The following is an 18,584-nucleotide window of genomic DNA, read 5'->3' as shown; positions in this document are numbered from 1 at the left end:
CGACATCCACGGGAAACCACCATGGGTCACCAGCAACACGACGTCTATTTCGTACCGAGCAAGAGCTACTGGCCCATCGTGGCCGCGGTCTCGATGTTCGTCACCGTCTTCGGTGCCGCGCACTGGCTGAACGCGCAGCCGGGCCAGGCCAGCTTTGGCGAACCCCTGTTCTGGGTCGGCATCGCCATGATCCTGGGCATGTTCTTCGGCTGGTTCCGTTCGGTGATCAACGAATCGCTGTCCGGTAGCTACAACGGCCAGGTCGACCGCTCGTTCCGCATGGGAATGATGTGGTTCATCTTCTCCGAGGTGATGTTCTTCGGGGCGTTCTTCGGCGCGCTGTTCTACGCGCGCCTGTTCGCGGTGCCCTGGCTCGGTGGCGAAGGCCACGGCGTGCTCACCCACCAGTTCCTCTGGGAAGGCTACAACGCCTCTTGGGGCGCATCGGGCGGCGGTGGTCCCCAGAAGATCGGCGGCGCGTTCCAGACGATCCCCGCGTGGGGCCTGCCGCTGCTGAACACGCTGATCCTGCTGTCGTCGGGCGTCACGATCACCATCGCGCACCATGCGCTGAAGGCGGGCCATCGCAGGACGCTGCTGATCGGTCTCGGCGCCACGGTGCTGCTGGGTTGCCTGTTCCTGTGGTTCCAGGCGCACGAGTACGCCGAGGCGTACGAGCACTTCAACCTCACGCTGGGCAGCGGCGTGTATGGCGCCACGTTCTTCATGCTCACCGGCTTCCACGGCATGCACGTGACGCTCGGCACGATCATGCTGGCGATCATCTGGGTCCGCTGCGCGAAGGGTCACTTCTCGAAGGACGATCATTTCGGCTTCGAAGCCGTGGCGTGGTACTGGCACTTCGTCGACGTGGTCTGGCTGGCGCTGTTCCTCTTCGTCTACGTGCTTTGACACGAAAAAGCCGCCGAAAGGCGGCTTTTTTTTGCGGCGTAGCGACACTCCAGGCTTGCGATGACCCTGTGGGAGCTGGCTTGCCGGCGAACCCGCGGCAGCGGGCCGGGCTATCGCGAGCACCCATTCGCGCGCGAGCGCGCTCCCACAAGGCGGCGACGCGCCTCCGGCATTCAGGACTCACGGCTTGAATGCACCAAATGCCGCACCGCGCCTTGGCCCCCCGGCTGTGCGCGTTAGAATTGCCCGACCCCGTGGGGGTGCAGCCAGCCCATGAAGATCCCCAGGGCGACCATGGCGATGAGCAGCAGCGACAGTCCGATTCGGCGGGTGAGCGCCCAGACGGTGCGCTTGCTCTGGCCCTTGTCGGTCATCATGAAGAACAGCGCCTGCCCGAGGTTGAACAGCACCACCAGCAGCAGGATCACCAGCGCGTATTTGTAGATGGTTTCCACGTGACCCTTCCGCCCGATTGCGACAATCCGAGTATAGCGGTGGCCACGCGGGGTCTTGCATGACCTTTCTGCGTCGTCCGACGTGGTTCGCTGTCGCACTCACGGTGGTGGGCGTGCTGGTTTTCGTGCGCCTCGGCGTATGGCAGCTCGATCGCGCCGGCGAGAAGGACGAGCTCCTGCGGCGCTTCGCCGCATCCGCCGCGGCGGGGGTCGAGGACTTCGGCATGATCGCGGAGACGCCGCCGGTGGACCGCTACCCGCGGCTGGACCTCCGCGGCACCTTCGTGCCCGGTCATGTGTACCTGCTGGACGACCAGACGCACGCCGGCCAGGTCGGGGTGCACGCGTACGCGCCGTTCGCGCCGGACGGCAAGAGCCGCTGGCTGCTTGTCGACCTCGGTTTCCTCCCGAAGGAACGCGGCGCGAACCCGCGCCTGCCGCCCCTGCCCACGGGCGAGACGCGCGTGCGGGGCCTGTACGTGCCGCCGCCCGGCGTGGGCATCCGCATGGGCGGCAATCCGCTGCCCGCGCAGCAGGGTGCGGAAAAGTCGATGGTGTACGTCGATCTGGGCGAGATCGGCGTCGACCTCGCCCGCTCGCTGTATCCTCGCGTGCTGCTGCTCGATCCCGACCCGGCGACCCTCTACGCTCGCGACTGGACACCCGGCTTCATGCCGCCGGCCCGTCATCGCGCGTACGCCTTCCAGTGGTTCACCTTCGCGTTCGCCGCATTGGTGATCTTCGTTCTCCTGCATCGCAAGCGACGCTAAGAAGCGGCCCGAGAAACCATGACCGATCCGAACGTCCGATCCACTCCCTCGCGCACCGGCCGGCTGAAGCTGGTGCTGATCATGCTGGTGTTCCTCGCGCCCATCGTCGCGGCCGGGCTGCTGACGTTGTCGGGATGGCAGCCGCAGGGCAAGGGTAACGGCCAGCCGATCGTGCCGCAGCGCAGCCTCGCCGACGTGCGCGTGGATGTCGACGGAAAGCCCTGGGCATGGCGAGACAGCGAGCCGCGCCTCACGCTGGTGGCGCTGCCGGGTCCCGGCTGCGCGGCCGAATGCGTGAAGACGCTCGCCCTCATGCGCAACGCGCGCATCGTGCTCAACCGCAACGCCGACCGTCTGCGGCTGCTCTACATCGGTCCGGAACCGACGGCGACCGATGCCGCGACGGTCATGCGCGATTACAAGGTCGGCACCGATCCCGCCAACGCCTTCGACGCGTTCCGTCCGACCGGGCCGGACAGCGTCGCCGCCGTGCTCGTCGAATCCAACGCCACCGCGCTCGCGTGGTACCCGGCGGGGTTCGACCCGAACGGCCTCCGCAAGGACCTGCAGAAGGTGATTCGCTGATGTCGCCGCGTGCCGTGAAGACGCTTCGCACCCTCGCGCTGCTCGCCGCGCTGTTCGCGTTCTGCGTCGTGATGTTCGGCGCGTTCGTGCGCCTGTCCAACGCGGGACTCTCGTGCCCCGACTGGCCCACCTGCTACGGCAAGGCCACCTGGCCGGGCCATGCGCAGGACATCGCCCGTGCGAACGAGGCCTTCCCCGATCGCCCCTACGAGACGCACAAGGCGTGGCGCGAGCAGGTCCATCGTTTCCTCGCCGGCAGCCTCGGCGTGATGGTGCTCGCCATCGCCCTGATCGCCGCATGGCGCCGCCGCTTCGCGACGGTCGCGGTGATCGCCGCGGCGGTATTCGCCGCCGTCGGGGTCGTGATGTACATGCGCGGCGAGCATCTTTTCTCTTCGTTCCTGTCCGCGCTCGCCATCGCGTTGCCGCTGGTCGCCGCGGCGACGCTCGATCGTCCCGGTGCGTGGAAGATCGGTGTCGTCGCGCTGGCGGTCATCATCTTCCAGGCGATGCTGGGCATGTGGACCGTCACGTTGCTGCTCAAGCCCATCGTGGTGATGGGGCACCTGCTGGGCGGGCTCGCGACGTTCGGTCTGCTCGCGTGGGCCGCGCTGCGCTGGTGGCGCGTCGGGTCCGTCGACGATCGGTTCGCCGCGCTGCGCACGCCCGTCGCCGTCGGCATCGCCGTGCTCGTCTGCCAGATCGCGCTCGGCGGATGGACCAGCTCGAACTACGCCGCGCTCGCCTGCGGCACGGACTTCCCGAAATGCCTCGGCCAGTGGTGGCCGCAGACCGACTTTCCGCAGGCGTTCGTGCTGTGGCGGGGCATCGGCGTGAACTACGAAGGCGGCGTGCTCGACATGGCGGCGCGCAGCGCGATCCAGATCGCCCATCGCATCGGCGCGCTGGTCACGTTCTGCTATCTCGGCTGGCTCTCGCACCGGCTGGCCCGCGCCGGCCTGCGAAAGGTGGGCGTCGCCGTCGCGGTCGTTCTCGTCGCGCAGGTGCTGCTCGGCGTCGGCAACGTGCATCTCGGCCTGCCGCTGCCCGTCGCCACGGCGCACAATGGCGTCGCCGCCCTCCTGCTCTTCACACTGCTGGCGGCCCTGGCAAGCACGCAGCGCCTGCCCGCCCCGGAGTCACCGTGAGTACCGTCGGTCAATATCTCGAACTGACCAAGCCGCGCGTCGTCGCGCTGCTGGTCTTCTGCGCGGTCATCGGCATGTTCCTCGCCGTGGACCAGGACGGCCAGCGCATCCTGCCCACCTGGCACGCGGCGGTCTTCGGCACGCTGGGCATCTGGCTCGCGTCGGCATCGGCCGCGGCGTTCAACCACCTCATCGACCAGCGCATCGACAAGGTGATGGCACGCACGTCGCACCGTCCGCTGGCGACGGGGCAGCTCACGTCGATGCAGGTGTTCGTCTTCGCAATGAGCCTCGGCATCGTGTCGATGCTCGTGCTCGTGTTCCTGGTGAACATGCTCACCGCCGTGCTGACGTTCTGTTCCCTGATCGGCTACGCGGTGATCTACACCGCCTACCTCAAGCGCGCCACGCCGCAGAACATCGTGATCGGCGGCATCGCCGGCGCCGCGCCGCCGATGCTCGGCTGGACCGCGGTCACCGACTCGCTGCACCCCTACGCGCTGCAACTGCTGCTGATCATCTTCGTCTGGACACCGCCGCACTTCTGGGCGCTGGCGATCTTCCGCGTCGACGATTACTTGCGCGCGCAGGTACCGATGCTGCCGGTGACCCATGGCGTCACGTACACCCGCTGGCACATCCTGTTCTATACGATTCTGCTCTTCGTCGTGACCCTCCTGCCGTTCTTCACGGGCATGAGCGGCCTGATCTACCTCTTCGGCGCGGTCGTCCTGGGCGCGGGCTTCCTCTGGTACGCGATCCGCCTGCTCAATCCGCCGGACGAGCTCTTCGCGATGAAGACGTTCAACTACTCCATCGTGTACCTGATGGTGTTGTTCGCGTTTCTTCTCGCCGACCACTGGCTTGTCGACCCGGTCATCCAGACCGGTTTCCGCTTCGACCCGGTAGCCTGAGCCCAGGGCACCTGGGCGCGAAGCCATTCGCCTGACCGATCGCGGCCGGGGCCGTCGCTACAAGGCGGCGTGAAGCCAGTTCGCTACCGCTTCCGGATGTTCGAGGTGAAGGTGGTGGCCGCCGTCCATGTGCGTGACACGGATGTCGTCGACGCAATCGATGCGGATCTGCAGGGCCTCGGGCTCCAGGTAGGGCGGGTGGGGGCGCGCCAGCAGCAGCGACGTGGGGGCGGCGAGCCCCAGCAGCAGCGACATGATCTGCGTCTCGGCGAGACGGATGGCCGTCGGGCGCGAGAGGCGCGGGTCGCTGCGCCAGCTGTAGCCGCCCTCGACCTCGCGCAGCCCTCGTTCGACGATATGCCGCGCGAGGGTGGCATCGAGGCCGCTGGCCAGTGCGCGCGCACGCGCCGCATCGTCGATGGTGGGAAACACACGCAGGGGCCGGTTGCCTTCGGCGCGTGACGCCAGGGCCTCGCGAAAGCGGTCGAGCGTGCGCGAGCCGTCGTCGCCGAGCGGACCCAGACCTTCAATGAGCGCCAGGGCGCGGATGCGTTCCGGTGCGGCCACCGCGACCATCGTCGCGACGCCGGCACCGAGCGAATGGCCCAGGAGATGAAAACGCGGCAAGGCGAGCGCATCCGCGGCGGCGAGTACCGCGCGCGCATAATCCACATGCTGGTAGATCGTGCCTTCGGGCAGGTGGCCGGCATGCCCGTGACCGGGCAGGTCGAGCGCGATCACGTGGAAGCGATCGGCCAGTCGCGGTGCCAGCAGGGCGAAACTCGCGGCGTTGTCGAGCCAGCCGTGCAGCAGGATCAGGGGCTGGGCGTCGGGCTCGCCCCAGCTGAGCCCGGCGAGTTCGAGGCCCGGGATGGCGATCTTCAGCTCACGCATCGCTGCGCACCGCGCGGGCCCGCTCGCGGGCCGCGGCCTGGCGCACGGCCGCGGCCGCGGGGTCGAAGTCCGCCGAGAATTCGGGCCAGCCCTGGCCGTGCCGCCACACCAGGTCCGCGAGGGCGGCCACGTGCGCGGGCGCGGCGTTGAGGCATGGGACGTAGCTCAGCGTCTCGCCGCCGGCCTCGCGGAAGAACTCCGCGTTCTGCATCGCGATTTCCTCGAGCGTTTCGAGGCAGTCCACGGCGAATCCGGGGCTGATCACGTCGATGCGCTTGAGGCCTTGCTTGCCGAAGGCCTTCACCGTCTCGTCGGTGTACGGGTGCAGCCAGCGTTCACGGCCCACGCGCGACTGGAAACTGATCGGAGCCTCGTCCTCGGTGACGCCGAGGGCCTCGCGCAGCAGTCGCGCGGTGGCGTGGCACTGGCAAAAATAGGGATCGCCGGCGCGAAGATAGCGCTCCGGGATGCCGTGGAAGCTCATGAGCAGCTTTTCGCCGCGCCCATGCGTGGCCCAATGCGCCCGCACGCTCGCCGCCAGCGCCGCGATGTAGCCTGGCTCGGCGTGGTAATCGTTGATCTGGCGCAGCTCCGGCGGCCAGCGCAGGCCTTTGACCGTGTCCGCGACGGCGTCGAAGACGCTGCCGGTGGAGGTCCCGGAGTACTGCGGATAGAGCGGCAACACGATCAGGCGGCGGACGCCGTCCCGTTGCAGTTCGGCGATCCTGCCGGCGACGTCGGGCTTGCCGTAGCGCATGGCCAGCGCCACGCGGACCGGACCGGGCGCGCGGGCGGACAGCTCGGCCTGCAGCGCGGCGGCGAGCGCTTCGCTGCCGGTGCGCAACGGCGAGCCTTCGGCCGTCCAGATCCGGGCATAGGCATGCGCGGATCGCTTGGGTCGCACGCGCAGGATCACGCCGTGCAGGATCGCCAGCCAGAGCAGGCGCGGGTATTCGATGACACGCGGATCGCCGAGGAACTGCGCGAGGTACGGCCGGACGGCCGCGGCCGTGGGTGCCTCAGGTGTACCGAGGTTAACCAGCAGTACCCCGATCCTGGGCGGGATGTCGTGGGAATAACCGGCAAGGCCGGTATAGTTCGTTGAACCTGGCATCGGCGTACGGCGCTCGCGGGGATCGCAGCAGTCTGCCATACGGCGACGGATGCGGGGCTCGCATGGATTGCCGCAGCCGGTGCCCTCCCGCGTACGAAAGGAGCCTCCGATGTCCCCACGCCTGTTTTCGCTGACCGCCTTCGGCCTTCTCGCCCTCGTGCCCACCATGGCCGTGCAGGCGGCCGATCCGCCGAGAAAGCAGGCGACCGAGGCCATCCGCGTGCTCAAAGAGATGATGAACGACGCCCCGGACAAGTCGATCCCGTCGGATCTGCTGAAAAACGCCTGCGCCGTCGCGATCATCCCGGGAATGGTCAAGGGCGGTTTTGTCTTCTCGGGCGCCAAGGGTGAGGGTCTCATCGCCCAGAAGCGCGACTGCTCCGGTGAATGGTCGAACCCGAACTTCATCTCCACCGCGGCAGCCGGCGTCGGTTTCCAGGCCGGCATCCAGTCGGTCGACGTGATCCTCGTCTTCCGCACCCACAAGGGCGTCGACCAGATCATCGACGGCCAGTTCACGATGGGCGCCAGCGCCTCCGCGGCCGCCGGCCCGGTCGGCCGCTCCGCCATGGCCGCGACCAACGGCAAGATGAACGCCGAGATCTACACCTATTCTCGGGCCAAGGGACTGTTCGCGGGCATTTCCCTCGACGGATCGCGCATAAGCATCGACGACGACTCCAATGAGGAGATCTACGGCCCCGGAATCACGGCCCGTCGCATTTTCGAGGGCGGTGTCACGAATGTTCCAAGCGAAGTGGTCGAGTTCAGGGATAAACTGGAGGAGTACACTCAGAAGTAGTCCCTGTCCCAATGGCGCCCGATCCGGGCCCCCGAGGTTTCCATGAGCATTACCCACATCGTCCTGCTGCTCCTCGTCGTCGTCCTTATCTTCGGCACGAAGAAGCTGCGTAACATCGGCTCGGATCTGGGCGGCGCCATGCGCGACTTCAAGAAGGGCATGGACGGCGACGAAGAAACGCGCCAGGCCCGTCAGGGCGACGAAAAGCTGCGCGCCGACCCGCCGCCGGCGAGCCAGGTGCCGCCGGTGCACAGCGAGTCCAGCGAGCCGCGCGACCGCACCCCCTGATCGGCCCGCGTCATGATCGACATCAGCATCGGCAAACTGCTGCTCCTGGCGGTGGTGGCGCTCATCGTCCTCGGGCCCGAGCGCCTGCCGCACGCCGCCCGCACGGCGGGCGCCCTCCTGCGCCGCGTGCGCAACGGCTGGGACAGCGTGAAGGCCGAGGTCGAGCGTGAGATCCACGCCGAAGAGATCAAGCGCACGCTGCGCGAGACCGCCGACAACGCCCGTGCAGCGCACGACACCGTCCGCGAGGATTTCCGCAACGTCGGTGCCGGCATGCGCGACGCCGAGTCGCAGCTGCGCTCCGCGGGCGACAGCGTCCGCGAGACCCTCACCCAGACCCAGACGGCCCATGCCGACGCCCGCCAGCCGGATCCCGCGGTCGACATGCTGCCCTTGAACCGCGACGGCCAGACGCCGTCGGGAACGGAATCGCATGACCGCACGTGAACCCGACCCGTCGCCGGAGGACGTGGTCGAAGAGGGTCTGTTCTCCCACCTGATGGAACTCCGCTCGCGGCTGATGCGAGCCATCGTGGTGCTGCTGCTCGTGTTGCTGGCCCTCGTGCCCATCGCGAACACCCTCTACGCGGAACTCGCCAAACCCCTGGTCGAGCGGATGCCGCAGGGCGCGCACCTGATCGCGACCGAGGTGGCGAGTCCGTTCGTCACGCCGCTGAAGCTCGCCTTCTTCGTCGCGTTGTTCATCAGCATGCCGATGATCCTGTACCAGCTCTGGTCGTTCGTCAGCCCGGGGCTTTACCGCCACGAGAAGCGGCTGGCGCGGCCGCTGCTGGTGGCGTCGCTGGTGCTCTTCTATTCGGGCTGCGCGTTCGCGTACTTCATCGTGCTGCCCGCGGCGTTCAAGTTCCTCAACGCCGTGACGCCGGAAGGCGTGGCGATGATGACGGACATCACGCATTACCTCGATTTCGTGATGCTGATGTTCTTCGCCTTCGGCCTTTGCTTCGAGGTACCCGTGGCCGTGGTGATCCTGGCGGCCATCGGGGTCGTGGATGCCGAGAAGCTGAGCAAGGCGCGTGGCTATGCGATCGTCGGCGCGTTCGCCATCGCGGCGTTCATCACGCCGCCCGACCTGCTGTCGATGGTGATGCTCGCGGTCCCCATGTGTCTCCTCTACGAGGTGGGACTGCTCGCCGTGCGGTTCCTGCTCAAGCCGGCGCCCGCGGAGTAGCGTCGTGGGCACGTCCATCGGCTGGCTCGCGGTCAACGGAAAGAGCGCGGACGTCGTGCTGGCCGAACTCGAGCTCGTGCGCAACGGCCAGGTGGCGATGCATCCGCGTCGCGGTTTTTCCCTCGCGCTGCCCAGCGGATGGTTCGTCGTGGTGTCGCGTTTCGCCACGCCGCTGATCGCCGAGGACGCCGTGCGCCGGCTGTCGCGAGGTTGCACGGTGGTGACCTGCGAGTACGACGACCACGTGATGGTCAGTTCGGCCGCGTGCTACATGAACGGCCTGCGCAACTGGCGCGCCGAGCACGACGGTGGCGAGGACACCCGCCAGCTCGCGGCCATCGGCAGCCTTCCGCCGGCGTTCGACGCCATCTATGCGCGGATCGAATCCATGCAGGACGCGGCGGACGCCGAAGACGACGACATCGATCATTACTACTCGATACCGATCGAGCTGGCGCAGAGCGTCACCACGTTCCATGCCGGGCTTCCCGCGTCGGCCTACGGCGTCGGCACGTGCGATGGGTGGTCGCTCGTGGAAGCGACCGCCACGCCGCCCGTCGACCCCGATCTGCCGCGAAAAGCCCGCGCCGCCGTGGAGAAGGCGACGCGGCCGTGGTGGAAGATCTGGTAGCGATCAGCGCGCCGGATTGGCCTGCCGGTTCAGCGCCAGGCCCTTGAGCACGTTGAGCGCCTGCGACAGCGCGTAGTCTTCGAGCGCCAGCTTGCCGTCGTCGTCGGTCGCCTTGTCGTCCGCCGAGGCCTTCTCGTTGACCAGATGATTCGGCAGGTCGGCTTCGGAGCCGATCAACTGCGGCGCCGAATCGGGCTTGTTGACCGACAGCTCGGCGAGCGCGATGTCCGGCTTGATGCCCTCGGCCTGGATCGAGGTGCCGTTCGGCGTGTAGTAGCGCGCCGTCGTGATCTTCACGGCGTGCGTGTCGTCGAGCGGAATCACGGTCTGCACGACGCCCTTGCCGAACGTGCGCCGCCCCATGATCAGCGCGCGGTGATTGTCCTTCAGGGCGCCCGAGACGATCTCCGCGGCGGACGCGGTACCGTTGTCCGCCAGGATCACGATGGGAGCACCCTTGAGCAGATCGCCCGGATGCGCGTCGAAATGCAGATTGGCGTCGGGCAGGCGGCCCTTCGTCGTGACGATCGTGCCGCCGTCGAGGAAGGTGTCGGCCACGCCGACCGCCGTGGTCAGCAGACCGCCGGGGTTGGAGCGGAGGTCGAGCACGGCACCCTTGGGTGCGCCGTTTTTCTTGATGTAGTCGGCGAGCTTCTTGTCGAGGTCCGTCGAGGTGTCTTCCTGGAACTGGCTGAGGCGGATGTAGACATAGCCCGGATCGAGGGCGCGGACCTTCACGCTCGTCACCGCGATGCGCTCGCGCACCAGCGGCATGTCGATAGGCTTGTCCGACTTCTCGTGGAGGATGGTGAGCGTGATCTTGCTGCCCGGCTCGCCGCGCAGCTTCTTGAAGGCGTCGTCGATGTTCTGGCTGTCGACCACCATGCCGTCGACCTTGAGGATCGTGTCGCCCGGTTTGATGCCGGCGCGGGAGGCGGGGGTGTCGTCGATGGGCGCGACGATCTTCAGTATGCCGTCGACCTGGAGCACCTCGATGCCGAGGCCGCCGTACTGGCCGGTGGTGTCCTCGTCGAGCTCGTCGAGGCCCTCCTTGTCGAGGTACTCGCTGTGCGGATCGAGGTTCTGCAGCATGCCGCCGATCGCGGCGTTCATGATCTTCTTGTTGTCGAGCTTCTCGACGTACGCCTGCTGGACGATGTGGTAGACCCGCGTGAAATTGCGGACGTCGTCGAGGCTCACCGCGTCGTCGGCCTTCTGCACGACCGCGGCGGCCGTGGTCGACGAGGCGGCGGGCGCGTCGGGCTGGCGCACCGGCTTCGCCTCCTGGGCCTCGCTGGCGGGAATGGCCAACGCGCCGAGGGCGATCGCGAGGGCGAGGCGAAGGGGGTGCTGGCGCATGCCGTTCTCCATGATCAATGCCGTTTGCCGAGCCATGCGCGCGCGTCGATGGGCTTGCCACCCTGACGCAGCTCGAAGTAAGCGCCGTTGTCGCCGGCGGGCGCCGCCGCGGTACCGACGGATTCGCCGGCCTCCACCGTGTCGCCCACGCCGTGCAGCAGCGTTTCGTTGTTGCCGTACATGCTCATGAAACCATTGCCGTGGTTGACGATGATCATCATGCCGTAACCGCGCAGGAAGCTGGCGAACACCACGCGCCCGCGCGCCACGGCCTTCACCTCGCTGCCGCGCGGGGCGACGATGATCACGCCGTTGCCGTAGGCGTGCACGGGGCCGTTGGCCGGCCAGGGCAGGTTGCCGCGCAGGTTGCCCACCGGCGCGCTCGGCGCGCCCTTGGCCGGCGGGGGCGCTTCGGCGGCTTTCGCCGCCTCGTCGATCACCTTCTGCAGGCGCGCGACGAGGGCGTTCATGTCCTGCTCGTTCTGTTTCAGGGCGGCCATGCGCTGGGCCTGGTCCTTGTATTTCGAGTCGGCCTCGGCGGCGAGCTTCTGCTGCGCGAGGCGCTGCTTCTCCAGCTCGGCCGCGCGTTGCTCGCGTTCGGTCCGGGTGGCCTCGAGCTTCTGCTGTTCGGCCGTGATCGCGGTTTCGACCTCCTGCAGCCGCGAAAGATCCGCAAGCAGCGCGCGGATGCGCTCGACCCGGTTCTCCTGGAAGTAGCGGGAGTAGGCGAGGGCACGGGAAATGCGGTTCACGTCCTCGTCCCCCAGCAGCAGCTGGAGGTCCGACCCGCGTCCGAGGGTGTAGGTGGCGCGCAGCAGGTCGCCGAGGGCCCCCTTCTGGGTGTCCAGCCCCGCCTGGATGCTGGCGCGCTGCGCGTTCAGCTGCTCCAGGTCGTGGCGACGCTGTGCGAGCTCGCCTTCGGCCTCCCTGACCGAGCGGGCGGCCGACGCGACCTGTTCCGCCTGCTTCGCCAGTGCGGCATTGGCGCTGTCGCGGCTGTTGGCGGTCTCCCGCTGCTCCCGGGTGAGGGCGTCGATGTCCTTGCGCACCCCCTCGAGCTTCCGGCGGGCATCGTCCTGTTCCACCCGGGTCTTGCCGTCCTGCGCGGCATGGGCCGGCGGGAGGGGGGCGAGCGACAGGAGGGCGGCGAGGGTGGCGGCGAGCGGGACGTTTAGGCGCATGGTCCGATTATCACTGATTCGCCAGACGCAGGCGTGGCGCGGCCTGCGACGCGCGCCGGCCCCGACGGCGCCAGCACGATACCGACACGGTTTCGGATGAAACGATTTTTCCGCCGCGCATGCGCGACCGCATGGTCGCGGCGCCGGCCATCGGATTTTCGTTTGCATTTCGTTTGGACGTCCAGAAGGCTTTGACGCAGCGCGGCAAATATGTCTAAAGTGGGGCGCATGTCCTTACCGTGCACGTGAGTGTCGACCGTTCCAGGTCGCGGGGCCACGTGTGCACGCGTTTACCCAGCACGACCCATGCCCCAGGAGGCGGACGGTGAAGCAAGGCACTCCGCGCCTCTACGACGAGGCGTTCGAACACGACAGCTGCGGCTTCGGCATCGTCGCGCAGATCGATGGCCACGCCAGCGCCGCGCTGGTCGACACCGCGTTCGCCGCGCTCGCGAAACTCTCGCATCGTGGCGGCGTCAACGCCGATGGCGTCAGCGGCGACGGTTGCGGCGTTCTCGTGCGCCGCCCGGTCGAATGGCTGCGCGCGCTCGCGAGCGACTCGGGCATTCCGCTCGCCACGCATTTCGCCAGCGGCCTCGTGTTCCTCGATCCGGCGGGCGACGACTCCGCGGCCCGCGTGCTGGAAGACGAGCTGGCGAAAGTGAATCTCACGATCGCGGGCTGGCGCGACGTCGCTGTCGACGCGTCCGCGTGCGGCCCGCTCGCCGCCGCGTCGATGCCGCGCGTCCGACAGGTGTTCGTCGACGCGCCCAATGGCCTCGCGCCCGCCGCCTTCGAGGCCGCGCTGTTCCGCGCGCGCCGCCGCGCCGAGCTCGCGCTGGCGGACGACAACCACTTCTACGTGGTGTCGCTCTCGGGCGAGGTCATCGGTTACAAGGCGATGGCGGCACCGGGCCACCTGCGCGACGTGTATCCCGATCTCAGGCATCCCGCGCTGGTGGCCGACGCCGTCGTCTTCCACCAGCGTTTCTCCACGAACACGTCGCCGCAATGGCGCCTCGCGCAGCCGTTCCGCCTCCTCGCGCACAACGGCGAGATCAACACCATTCGCGCGAACCGGCGCTGGATGCAGGCGCGCACGTCGGTCATGCGCTCCGGACTCGTCGATCTTTCCGACATCGGCCCGCTCGTGCGGCAGAAGGGTTCGGATTCCGAAAGCCTCGACAACGCGCTCGAAGTGCTGCTGATGGGCGGCATGGACCTGCTCACCGCCATGCGCGTGCTCGTGCCGCCGGCCTATGCCGCGCGCGAAGACATCGACGAGGATCTCTCCGCGTTCTACGAGTACTACGCGCTGCACAGCGAGCCGTGGGACGGCCCGGCGGGCCTTGTCATGTGCGACGGTCGCTACGCCGCGTGCACGCTCGACCGCAACGGCCTGCGGCCGGCGCGCTGGGCGCTGTCCGACGACAACCACCTCATCGTCGCCTCCGAAGCCGGTCTCTGGGATGTTCCCTCGTCGCGCATCGTCGCCAAGGGCCGCCTCGCGCCCGGCGAGATGATCGCGGTCGACTTCCGCGAACACCGCCTGCTGCGCGACGCCGACATCGACGCGATCAATCGTGCACGCGCGCCGTTCCGGGAATGGCTGCGCGACGGCGTCACCTACCTCGAGTCCGACCTGATCGATCCCAGCCTCGCCGCCGAGCCGCTGCCGGCCGACGAACTGCGTCGTTACCAGAAGCTCTACGGCCTGTCGCGCGAAGAAAGCGAATCCGTGCTGAAAGTGCTGGCGGAGACGGAAGCCGAGGCGACCGGATCGATGGGCGACGACACGCCCATGGCGGTGCTGTCGCGGCAGATTCGTCCGCTGTTCGACCGTTTCCGCCAGGGTTTCGCGCAGGTCACCAACCCGCCGATCGATCCGCTGCGCGAGCGGCTGGTGATGTCGCTCGTGACGCAGATCGGCCAGGAGCGGAACATCTTCGACCTCGGTCCGGAGAACGCGAAGCAGATCCTGCTGAACTCGCCGATCCTCTCGCAGCGCAAGCTGCGGCAGATCCTCGCGAATCCCGATTACGCCGACACGCCGCGCTTCGACCTCATGTACGGCGACGACGAAACGCTGGAGCAGGCGTTGCGCCGTCTCTGCGACGACGTGGAAGCCGCCGTGCGCGACGGCGTGACCATCGTGTTCCTGAGCGATCGCTATCCGCGCCGCGACCTGCTGCCGATCCATTCGCTGCTGGCGACGGCGGCGGTGCACGCTCGCCTCGTCGATACCGGCCTGCGCTGTCAGTGCAACATCATGGTGGAGACCGCCACGCCGCGCGATCCGCACCACTTCGCCTGCCTGCTCGGCTTCGGTGCCACCGCGATCTACCCCTGGCTGGCGTACCAGAGCCTCTTCGACATGGGGCGCAGCGGGTATATCCGTAACGGCGAGGGCGCGCCTCGCGAGATCGGTCGCAACTACCGGCGGGGTATCCGCAAGGGCCTGCTGAAGATCCTGTCGAAGATGGGTATCTCGACGGTGGCCGGGTATCGCGGCGCTCAGCTCTTCGAGATCGTGGGACTGGCGCCCGAGGTGGTCGATCTCTGCTTCCCCGGCACGCCGTCGCGCATCGGCGGCTCGACGTTCGCCGATCTCGAGCACGAGCAGCGTCTTCTCGCCGCGGAAGCCTGGGACGAAGCCCAGGCGTTGCGCGCGGGCGGTCTGTTCAAGTACGTGCACGGCGGCGAGTTCCACATGTATGGCCCCGACGTGATCGCGAGCCTGCAGGTGGCGGTGCGCACCGGCGACTGGAAGGATTACGAAACGTACGCGCGCCACGTCGACACGCGGCCTCCATCGGCGCTGCGCGACCTGCTCGTGCCCCGCGAAGGCACCGCCGTGCCGCTCGACGAGGTCGAGCCGGTCGAGGACATCCTGCGCCGGTTCGATTCGGCCGGCATGTCGCTCGGTGCCCTGTCGCCGGAAGCGCACGAAGCACTCGCGATCGCCATGAACCGTCTGGGCGCGCGCAGCAACTCGGGTGAGGGCGGCGAAGACCCGTCGCGCTATGGCACCGATCGCGCCTCGAAGATCAAGCAGGTCGCCTCGGGTCGCTTCGGTGTCACGCCGGCTTACCTCGTGAACGCCGAGGTGCTGCAGATCAAGATCGCACAGGGCGCGAAGCCCGGCGAAGGCGGGCAGCTGCCGGGGCACAAGGTCGATGCGACCATCGCGCGTCTGCGCTACGCCAAACCCGGTATCGGCCTGATCTCCCCGCCGCCGCATCACGACATCTACTCGATCGAAGATCTCGCCCAGCTCATCCACGACCTGAAGGAAGTGAACCCGCAGGCGCTGGTCTCGGTGAAGCTCGTCGCGCACGCGGGCGTCGGTACCGTGGCGGCCGGCGTGGTCAAGGCGGGCGCGGATCTGATCACGGTGTCCGGCCACGATGGCGGCACGGGCGCCAGCCCGCTCACGTCGATCAAGTACGCCGGCACGCCGTGGGAGCTCGGCCTCGCCGAGACGCAGCAGACGCTGCGCCTGAACGACCTGCGCGGACGTGTCCGCCTGCAGACCGACGGCGGCCTGAAGACGGGTCTCGACGTCATCAAGGCCGCGATGCTCGGCGCGGAGAGTTTCGGTTTCGGCACGGGCCCGATGGTCGCGCTCGGCTGCAAGTACCTGCGCATCTGCCACCTCAACAACTGCGCCACGGGCGTCGCCACGCAGCATCCGGTGCTGCGGCAGAAGCATTTCCTCGGCCTGCCCGACATGGTGATGAACTACTTCCGCTTCGTGGCGGAAGACGTGCGCCGCCATCTCGCGCGGCTGGGCGTGCGCTCGCTCGCCGAGCTCATCGGCCAGAGCGATCGCCTCGAACAGCGCGACGGCGTGACGCCGGTCCAGGATCGCCTCGACCTCTCGCCGCTCATCGCCGAAGACGGCCTCGGTGAAAAGGTGGACTTCGCCTGCACGTTCGCGCGGAACCCGATGCGCGATCCGGCGGCGCTCGCCAGCCGTATCGCCACCGACACGCGCGTGGCCATCGCGGACGGCCTCGGTGGCGCGTTCCGCTATCCGATCGCCAACACCGATCGCGCGATCGGTGCGCGTCTCTCGGGCGACGTCGCGCGGCGCTGGGGCGACGCCGGCATGGCCGACAAGCCCATCACGCTGCATCTCACGGGATCGGCGGGCCAGAGCCTCGGTGCGTGGAACGCCGGCGGCGTGCACATCGACCTCGTGGGCGAAGCCAACGACGGCGTGGGCAAGGGCATGGCGGGCGGACGTCTCGTCGTGCGTCCGCCGGCGGACTCGCCGTTCGCCAGCCAGGACGCGTCGATCATCGGCAACACGTGCCTCTACGGCGCGACCGGCGGCGAACTGTTCGCCGCGGGGCAGGCGGGCGAACGCTTCGCCGTGCGCAACTCCGGTGCGCTCGCCGTCGTCGAAGGTGCGGGCGATCACTGCTGCGAATACATGACCGGCGGCGTCGTCGCCGTGCTCGGACGGACGGGCCTGAACTTCGGCGCGGGCATGACGGGCGGCTTCGCATACGTGCTCGACATCGAGCGTAACTTCGTCGATTGCTACAACCACGAACTCGTCGACATCGTACGCATTTCCCACGAAGGCATGGAGCACTACATGCAGCACCTGCGCCAGCTCATCGCGCGCCATGCCGAACTCACCGACAGCGCCTGGGGCCGTCGCGTGCTCGGCGATTTCCGTGGCCTGCTGCAGCGTTTCTGGCTGGTGAAACCGAAGGCCGCGAGCCTCGACGCGCTGGCCGAAGAACTGCGGAGTGCCGCATGAGCGCCAAGGACTTCCGTTTCCTCGACCTCCCGCGGCAGACGCCGCGCACGGTGCCCGTCGCGGTCCGCGTGCTCGGCTATGGCGAGATCTCGGGCGACTTCGCGTCGTCGGAGGCGGCGTCGCAGTCGGGACGCTGCATCGACTGCGGCAACCCGTACTGCGAGCACGCGTGCCCCGTGCACAACTACATCCCGAACTGGCTGAAGCTGGTGCAGGACGGTCGCCTTTTCGAAGCCGCCACGCTGATGCACGAGACCAACCCGCTGCCGGAAATCTGCGGCCGCGTGTGTCCGCAGGATCGTCTCTGCGAGGGCGCGTGCACCCTGGAACAGGGCGATTTCGGCGCGGTGACGATCGGCAGCGTGGAACGCTGGGTCACCGACGAAGCGATCCGACAGGGCTGGCGTCCCGACCTTTCGCGCGTGCGCGAAACGGGTAGCCGCGTGGCGATCGTCGGCGCCGGTCCTGCCGGCCTCGCCTGCGCGGACCGCTTGCGTCGTGCGGGCATCGAGGCGCACGTGTTCGACCGCCAGCACGAGATCGGCGGCCTGCTCACCTTCGGCATCCCGCCGTTCAAGCTCGACAAGACCGTGGTGCGCACGCGCCGCATGGTGCTCGAGGGCATGGGTGTGCGCTTCCACCTCGGCGTGGAGATCGGTCGCGACATCGAATTCGACGAGCTGCTCGCGGATTGCGACGCCGTGTTCGTCGGCACCGGAGCCTACACGTACGTGGATGGACAGCTCGAAGGGCGTGAGCTTCGCGGTGTGCACGACGCGTTGCCGTTCCTTATCGCCAATACCGAGCGGCTGCTTCGCGACGAGGCCCCGGCATCCGAATACGATCTCGCCGGCAAGCACGTGGTAGTGCTGGGCGGTGGCGATACCGGCATGGATTGCAACCGCACCGCGATCCGCCTCGGTGCCGCCTCGGTCACCTGCGTGTACCGACGCGACGAACCCAGCATGCCCGGCTCGCGCCGCGAGGTGGGCTACAGCCGCGAAGAGGGCGTCCGCTTCCTGTTCCAGCGCCAGCCGATCGCGCTGGTCGGCGACGGCGAGCGCGTCACCGCGGTGCGCGTGGTCGAGACGCAGCTCGTCGAGGATGCCGAGGGTCGCCCGCGACCGCAGAACGTCGAAGGCAGCGAATCCGACCTGCGCGCCGACGTCGTGATCCAGGCCTTCGGTTTTCAGCCGAGCCCGCCCGATTGGTGCGACGCCTTCGGCATCGAGCGCGATCGCAGCGGCCGGATCGCCGTCGGCGGCGAAGGCCGCCTGCCGTTGCAGACGAGCAACCCGCGCATCTTCGCGGGCGGCGACAACGTGCGTGGTGCCGACCTCGTCGTCCGCGCGGTCTACGACGGTCGCGAAGCCGCCGGATCGATCGCACGCATGCTGGCAGGCAAGAGCACGAAGGCACCCGTCGCGGCCTGATCGGGCCGCACCCGGGCTCGGGTGGGAGCCAGCCTGCTGGCGAAGGGTGCTTGCCGCGAGCACCCTTCGCCAGCAGGCTGGCTCCCACCGGGCTGTCGCCCACCTCGCCGCCTTGGCAGAATGGCGCCATGC

Annotated in this window: 17 protein-coding genes; 12 read left to right on the top strand and 5 right to left on the bottom strand. The window is 68.2% G+C overall.

Going from position 1 to position 18,584, the window contains the following annotated elements; all coding sequences use genetic code 11:
- The first annotated feature begins 21 nt into the window (after window positions 1–21).
- Window positions 22–912: a cytochrome c oxidase subunit 3 gene (locus tag BMX32_RS05265; RefSeq protein WP_089975338.1), complete on the top strand. Its 891-nt coding sequence runs from the start codon at window positions 22–24 to the stop codon at window positions 910–912.
- Between the two features lie 236 nt (window positions 913–1,148).
- On the opposite strand, the gene BMX32_RS05260 is transcribed toward BMX32_RS05265, so the two are convergent.
- Entirely contained in the window at window positions 1,149–1,367 is a 219-nt protein-coding gene (locus BMX32_RS05260) for a twin transmembrane helix small protein (protein WP_036139356.1), read from the bottom strand.
- 59 nt (window positions 1,368–1,426) lie between these two features.
- Here BMX32_RS05260 and BMX32_RS05255 point away from each other — a divergent pair, with 59 nt between their 5' ends.
- From BMX32_RS05255 to cyoE, 4 genes are read left to right on the top strand one after another with little or no spacing between them, the layout of a single operon-like run.
- Complete coding sequence (locus BMX32_RS05255) at window positions 1,427–2,137, top strand: SURF1 family protein (protein WP_089975335.1); 711 nt, start codon at window positions 1,427–1,429, stop codon at window positions 2,135–2,137.
- An 18-nt stretch (window positions 2,138–2,155) separates the two neighbouring features.
- Window positions 2,156–2,722: a hypothetical protein gene (locus tag BMX32_RS05250; RefSeq protein WP_089975333.1), complete on the top strand. Its 567-nt coding sequence runs from the start codon at window positions 2,156–2,158 to the stop codon at window positions 2,720–2,722.
- Window positions 2,722–3,870, top strand: coding sequence for a COX15/CtaA family protein (locus tag BMX32_RS05245; RefSeq protein ID WP_089975330.1), 1,149 nt, complete (start codon window positions 2,722–2,724; stop codon window positions 3,868–3,870). Before BMX32_RS05250 ends, BMX32_RS05245 begins: the two co-directional genes overlap by 1 nt.
- Window positions 3,867–4,784, top strand: a complete 918-nt coding sequence (gene cyoE, locus BMX32_RS05240) for a heme o synthase (RefSeq protein WP_089975328.1) — start codon at window positions 3,867–3,869, stop codon at window positions 4,782–4,784. Before BMX32_RS05245 ends, cyoE begins: the two co-directional genes overlap by 4 nt.
- A 57-nt stretch (window positions 4,785–4,841) precedes the next feature.
- Here cyoE and BMX32_RS05235 read toward each other — a convergent pair whose 3' ends face one another.
- Both BMX32_RS05235 and hemH read right to left on the bottom strand, forming a co-directional pair.
- Entirely contained in the window at window positions 4,842–5,678 is an 837-nt protein-coding gene (locus BMX32_RS05235) for an alpha/beta fold hydrolase (RefSeq protein ID WP_089975325.1), read from the bottom strand.
- Window positions 5,671–6,792: a ferrochelatase gene (gene hemH, locus BMX32_RS05230; RefSeq protein ID WP_089975322.1), complete on the bottom strand. Its 1,122-nt coding sequence runs from the start codon at window positions 6,790–6,792 to the stop codon at window positions 5,671–5,673. The genes BMX32_RS05235 and hemH overlap by 8 nt, the downstream gene beginning before the upstream one ends.
- Window positions 6,793–6,901: 109 nt before the next feature.
- Here hemH and BMX32_RS05225 point away from each other — a divergent pair, with 109 nt between their 5' ends.
- From BMX32_RS05225 to BMX32_RS05205, 5 genes are read left to right on the top strand one after another with little or no spacing between them, the layout of a single operon-like run.
- Window positions 6,902–7,594: a lipid-binding SYLF domain-containing protein gene (locus BMX32_RS05225; protein ID WP_089975320.1), complete on the top strand. Its 693-nt coding sequence runs from the start codon at window positions 6,902–6,904 to the stop codon at window positions 7,592–7,594.
- Window positions 7,595–7,636: 42 nt separating this feature from the next.
- A complete protein-coding gene (gene tatA / locus BMX32_RS05220; protein ID WP_089975317.1) occupies window positions 7,637–7,882 on the top strand; it encodes a twin-arginine translocase TatA/TatE family subunit in 246 nt (81 codons plus the stop codon).
- Window positions 7,883–7,894: 12 nt separating this feature from the next.
- The gene (gene tatB, locus BMX32_RS18870) at window positions 7,895–8,329 is read left to right on the top strand and encodes a Sec-independent protein translocase protein TatB (RefSeq protein WP_244511411.1); all 435 of its coding nucleotides are present in this window, start codon (window positions 7,895–7,897) and stop codon (window positions 8,327–8,329) included.
- Window positions 8,316–9,074 carry a twin-arginine translocase subunit TatC gene (gene tatC, locus BMX32_RS05210; protein ID WP_089975314.1) on the top strand — a complete coding sequence of 253 codons (759 nt, stop codon included), beginning with the start codon at window positions 8,316–8,318 and terminating at the stop codon, window positions 9,072–9,074. Before tatB ends, tatC begins: the two co-directional genes overlap by 14 nt.
- A gap of 4 nt (window positions 9,075–9,078) precedes the next feature.
- Complete coding sequence (locus tag BMX32_RS05205; RefSeq protein ID WP_089975312.1) at window positions 9,079–9,705, top strand: hypothetical protein; 627 nt, start codon at window positions 9,079–9,081, stop codon at window positions 9,703–9,705.
- A 3-nt stretch (window positions 9,706–9,708) separates the two neighbouring features.
- Here BMX32_RS05205 and BMX32_RS05200 read toward each other — a convergent pair whose 3' ends face one another.
- A complete protein-coding gene (locus BMX32_RS05200) occupies window positions 9,709–11,064 on the bottom strand; it encodes a S41 family peptidase (protein WP_089976960.1) in 1,356 nt (451 codons plus the stop codon).
- Between the two features lie 14 nt (window positions 11,065–11,078).
- Window positions 11,079–12,245, bottom strand: coding sequence for a murein hydrolase activator EnvC family protein (locus BMX32_RS05195; protein WP_089975310.1), 1,167 nt, complete (start codon window positions 12,243–12,245; stop codon window positions 11,079–11,081).
- A 325-nt stretch (window positions 12,246–12,570) separates the two neighbouring features.
- Between BMX32_RS05195 and gltB the strand changes: the two genes are divergently transcribed.
- Together gltB and BMX32_RS05185 are read left to right on the top strand one after the other, a co-directional pair.
- Window positions 12,571–17,019: a glutamate synthase large subunit gene (gene gltB, locus BMX32_RS05190; RefSeq protein ID WP_089975308.1), complete on the top strand. Its 4,449-nt coding sequence runs from the start codon at window positions 12,571–12,573 to the stop codon at window positions 17,017–17,019.
- Window positions 17,016–18,452: an FAD-dependent oxidoreductase gene (locus BMX32_RS05185; RefSeq protein WP_089975305.1), complete on the top strand. Its 1,437-nt coding sequence runs from the start codon at window positions 17,016–17,018 to the stop codon at window positions 18,450–18,452. Before gltB ends, BMX32_RS05185 begins: the two co-directional genes overlap by 4 nt.
- Window positions 18,453–18,584: the final 132 nt, after the last annotated feature.

It is taken from the genome of Luteibacter sp. UNCMF331Sha3.1 (assembly GCF_900109915.1).
Taxonomy (GTDB): Bacteria; Pseudomonadota; Gammaproteobacteria; order Xanthomonadales; family Rhodanobacteraceae; genus Luteibacter.
The sequence above is the reverse complement of the archived record's forward strand: the minus strand, read 5'-3'. Positions and strand labels throughout refer to the sequence as shown.

What these genes read in the sequence shown, in the direction of transcription:
- BMX32_RS05265 (WP_089975338.1), top strand. Translation starts at nt 22, where the DNA reads ATGGGTCACCAGCAACACGACGTCTATTTCGTACCGAGCAAGAGCTAC.
- BMX32_RS05255 (WP_089975335.1), top strand. Translation starts at nt 1,427, where the DNA reads ATGACCTTTCTGCGTCGTCCGACGTGGTTCGCTGTCGCACTCACGGTG.
- BMX32_RS05250 (WP_089975333.1), top strand. Translation starts at nt 2,156, where the DNA reads ATGACCGATCCGAACGTCCGATCCACTCCCTCGCGCACCGGCCGGCTG.
- BMX32_RS05245 (WP_089975330.1), top strand. Translation starts at nt 2,722, where the DNA reads ATGTCGCCGCGTGCCGTGAAGACGCTTCGCACCCTCGCGCTGCTCGCC.
- BMX32_RS05235 (WP_089975325.1), bottom strand. Translation starts at nt 5,678, where the DNA reads ATGCGTGAGCTGAAGATCGCCATCCCGGGCCTCGAACTCGCCGGGCTC.
- hemH (WP_089975322.1), bottom strand. Translation starts at nt 6,792, where the DNA reads ATGCCAGGTTCAACGAACTATACCGGCCTTGCCGGTTATTCCCACGAC.
- BMX32_RS05225 (WP_089975320.1), top strand. Translation starts at nt 6,902, where the DNA reads ATGTCCCCACGCCTGTTTTCGCTGACCGCCTTCGGCCTTCTCGCCCTC.
- tatA (WP_089975317.1), top strand. Translation starts at nt 7,637, where the DNA reads ATGAGCATTACCCACATCGTCCTGCTGCTCCTCGTCGTCGTCCTTATC.
- tatB (WP_244511411.1), top strand. Translation starts at nt 7,895, where the DNA reads ATGATCGACATCAGCATCGGCAAACTGCTGCTCCTGGCGGTGGTGGCG.
- tatC (WP_089975314.1), top strand. Translation starts at nt 8,316, where the DNA reads ATGACCGCACGTGAACCCGACCCGTCGCCGGAGGACGTGGTCGAAGAG.
- BMX32_RS05200 (WP_089976960.1), bottom strand. Translation starts at nt 11,064, where the DNA reads ATGCGCCAGCACCCCCTTCGCCTCGCCCTCGCGATCGCCCTCGGCGCG.
- BMX32_RS05195 (WP_089975310.1), bottom strand. Translation starts at nt 12,245, where the DNA reads ATGCGCCTAAACGTCCCGCTCGCCGCCACCCTCGCCGCCCTCCTGTCG.
- BMX32_RS05185 (WP_089975305.1), top strand. Translation starts at nt 17,016, where the DNA reads ATGAGCGCCAAGGACTTCCGTTTCCTCGACCTCCCGCGGCAGACGCCG.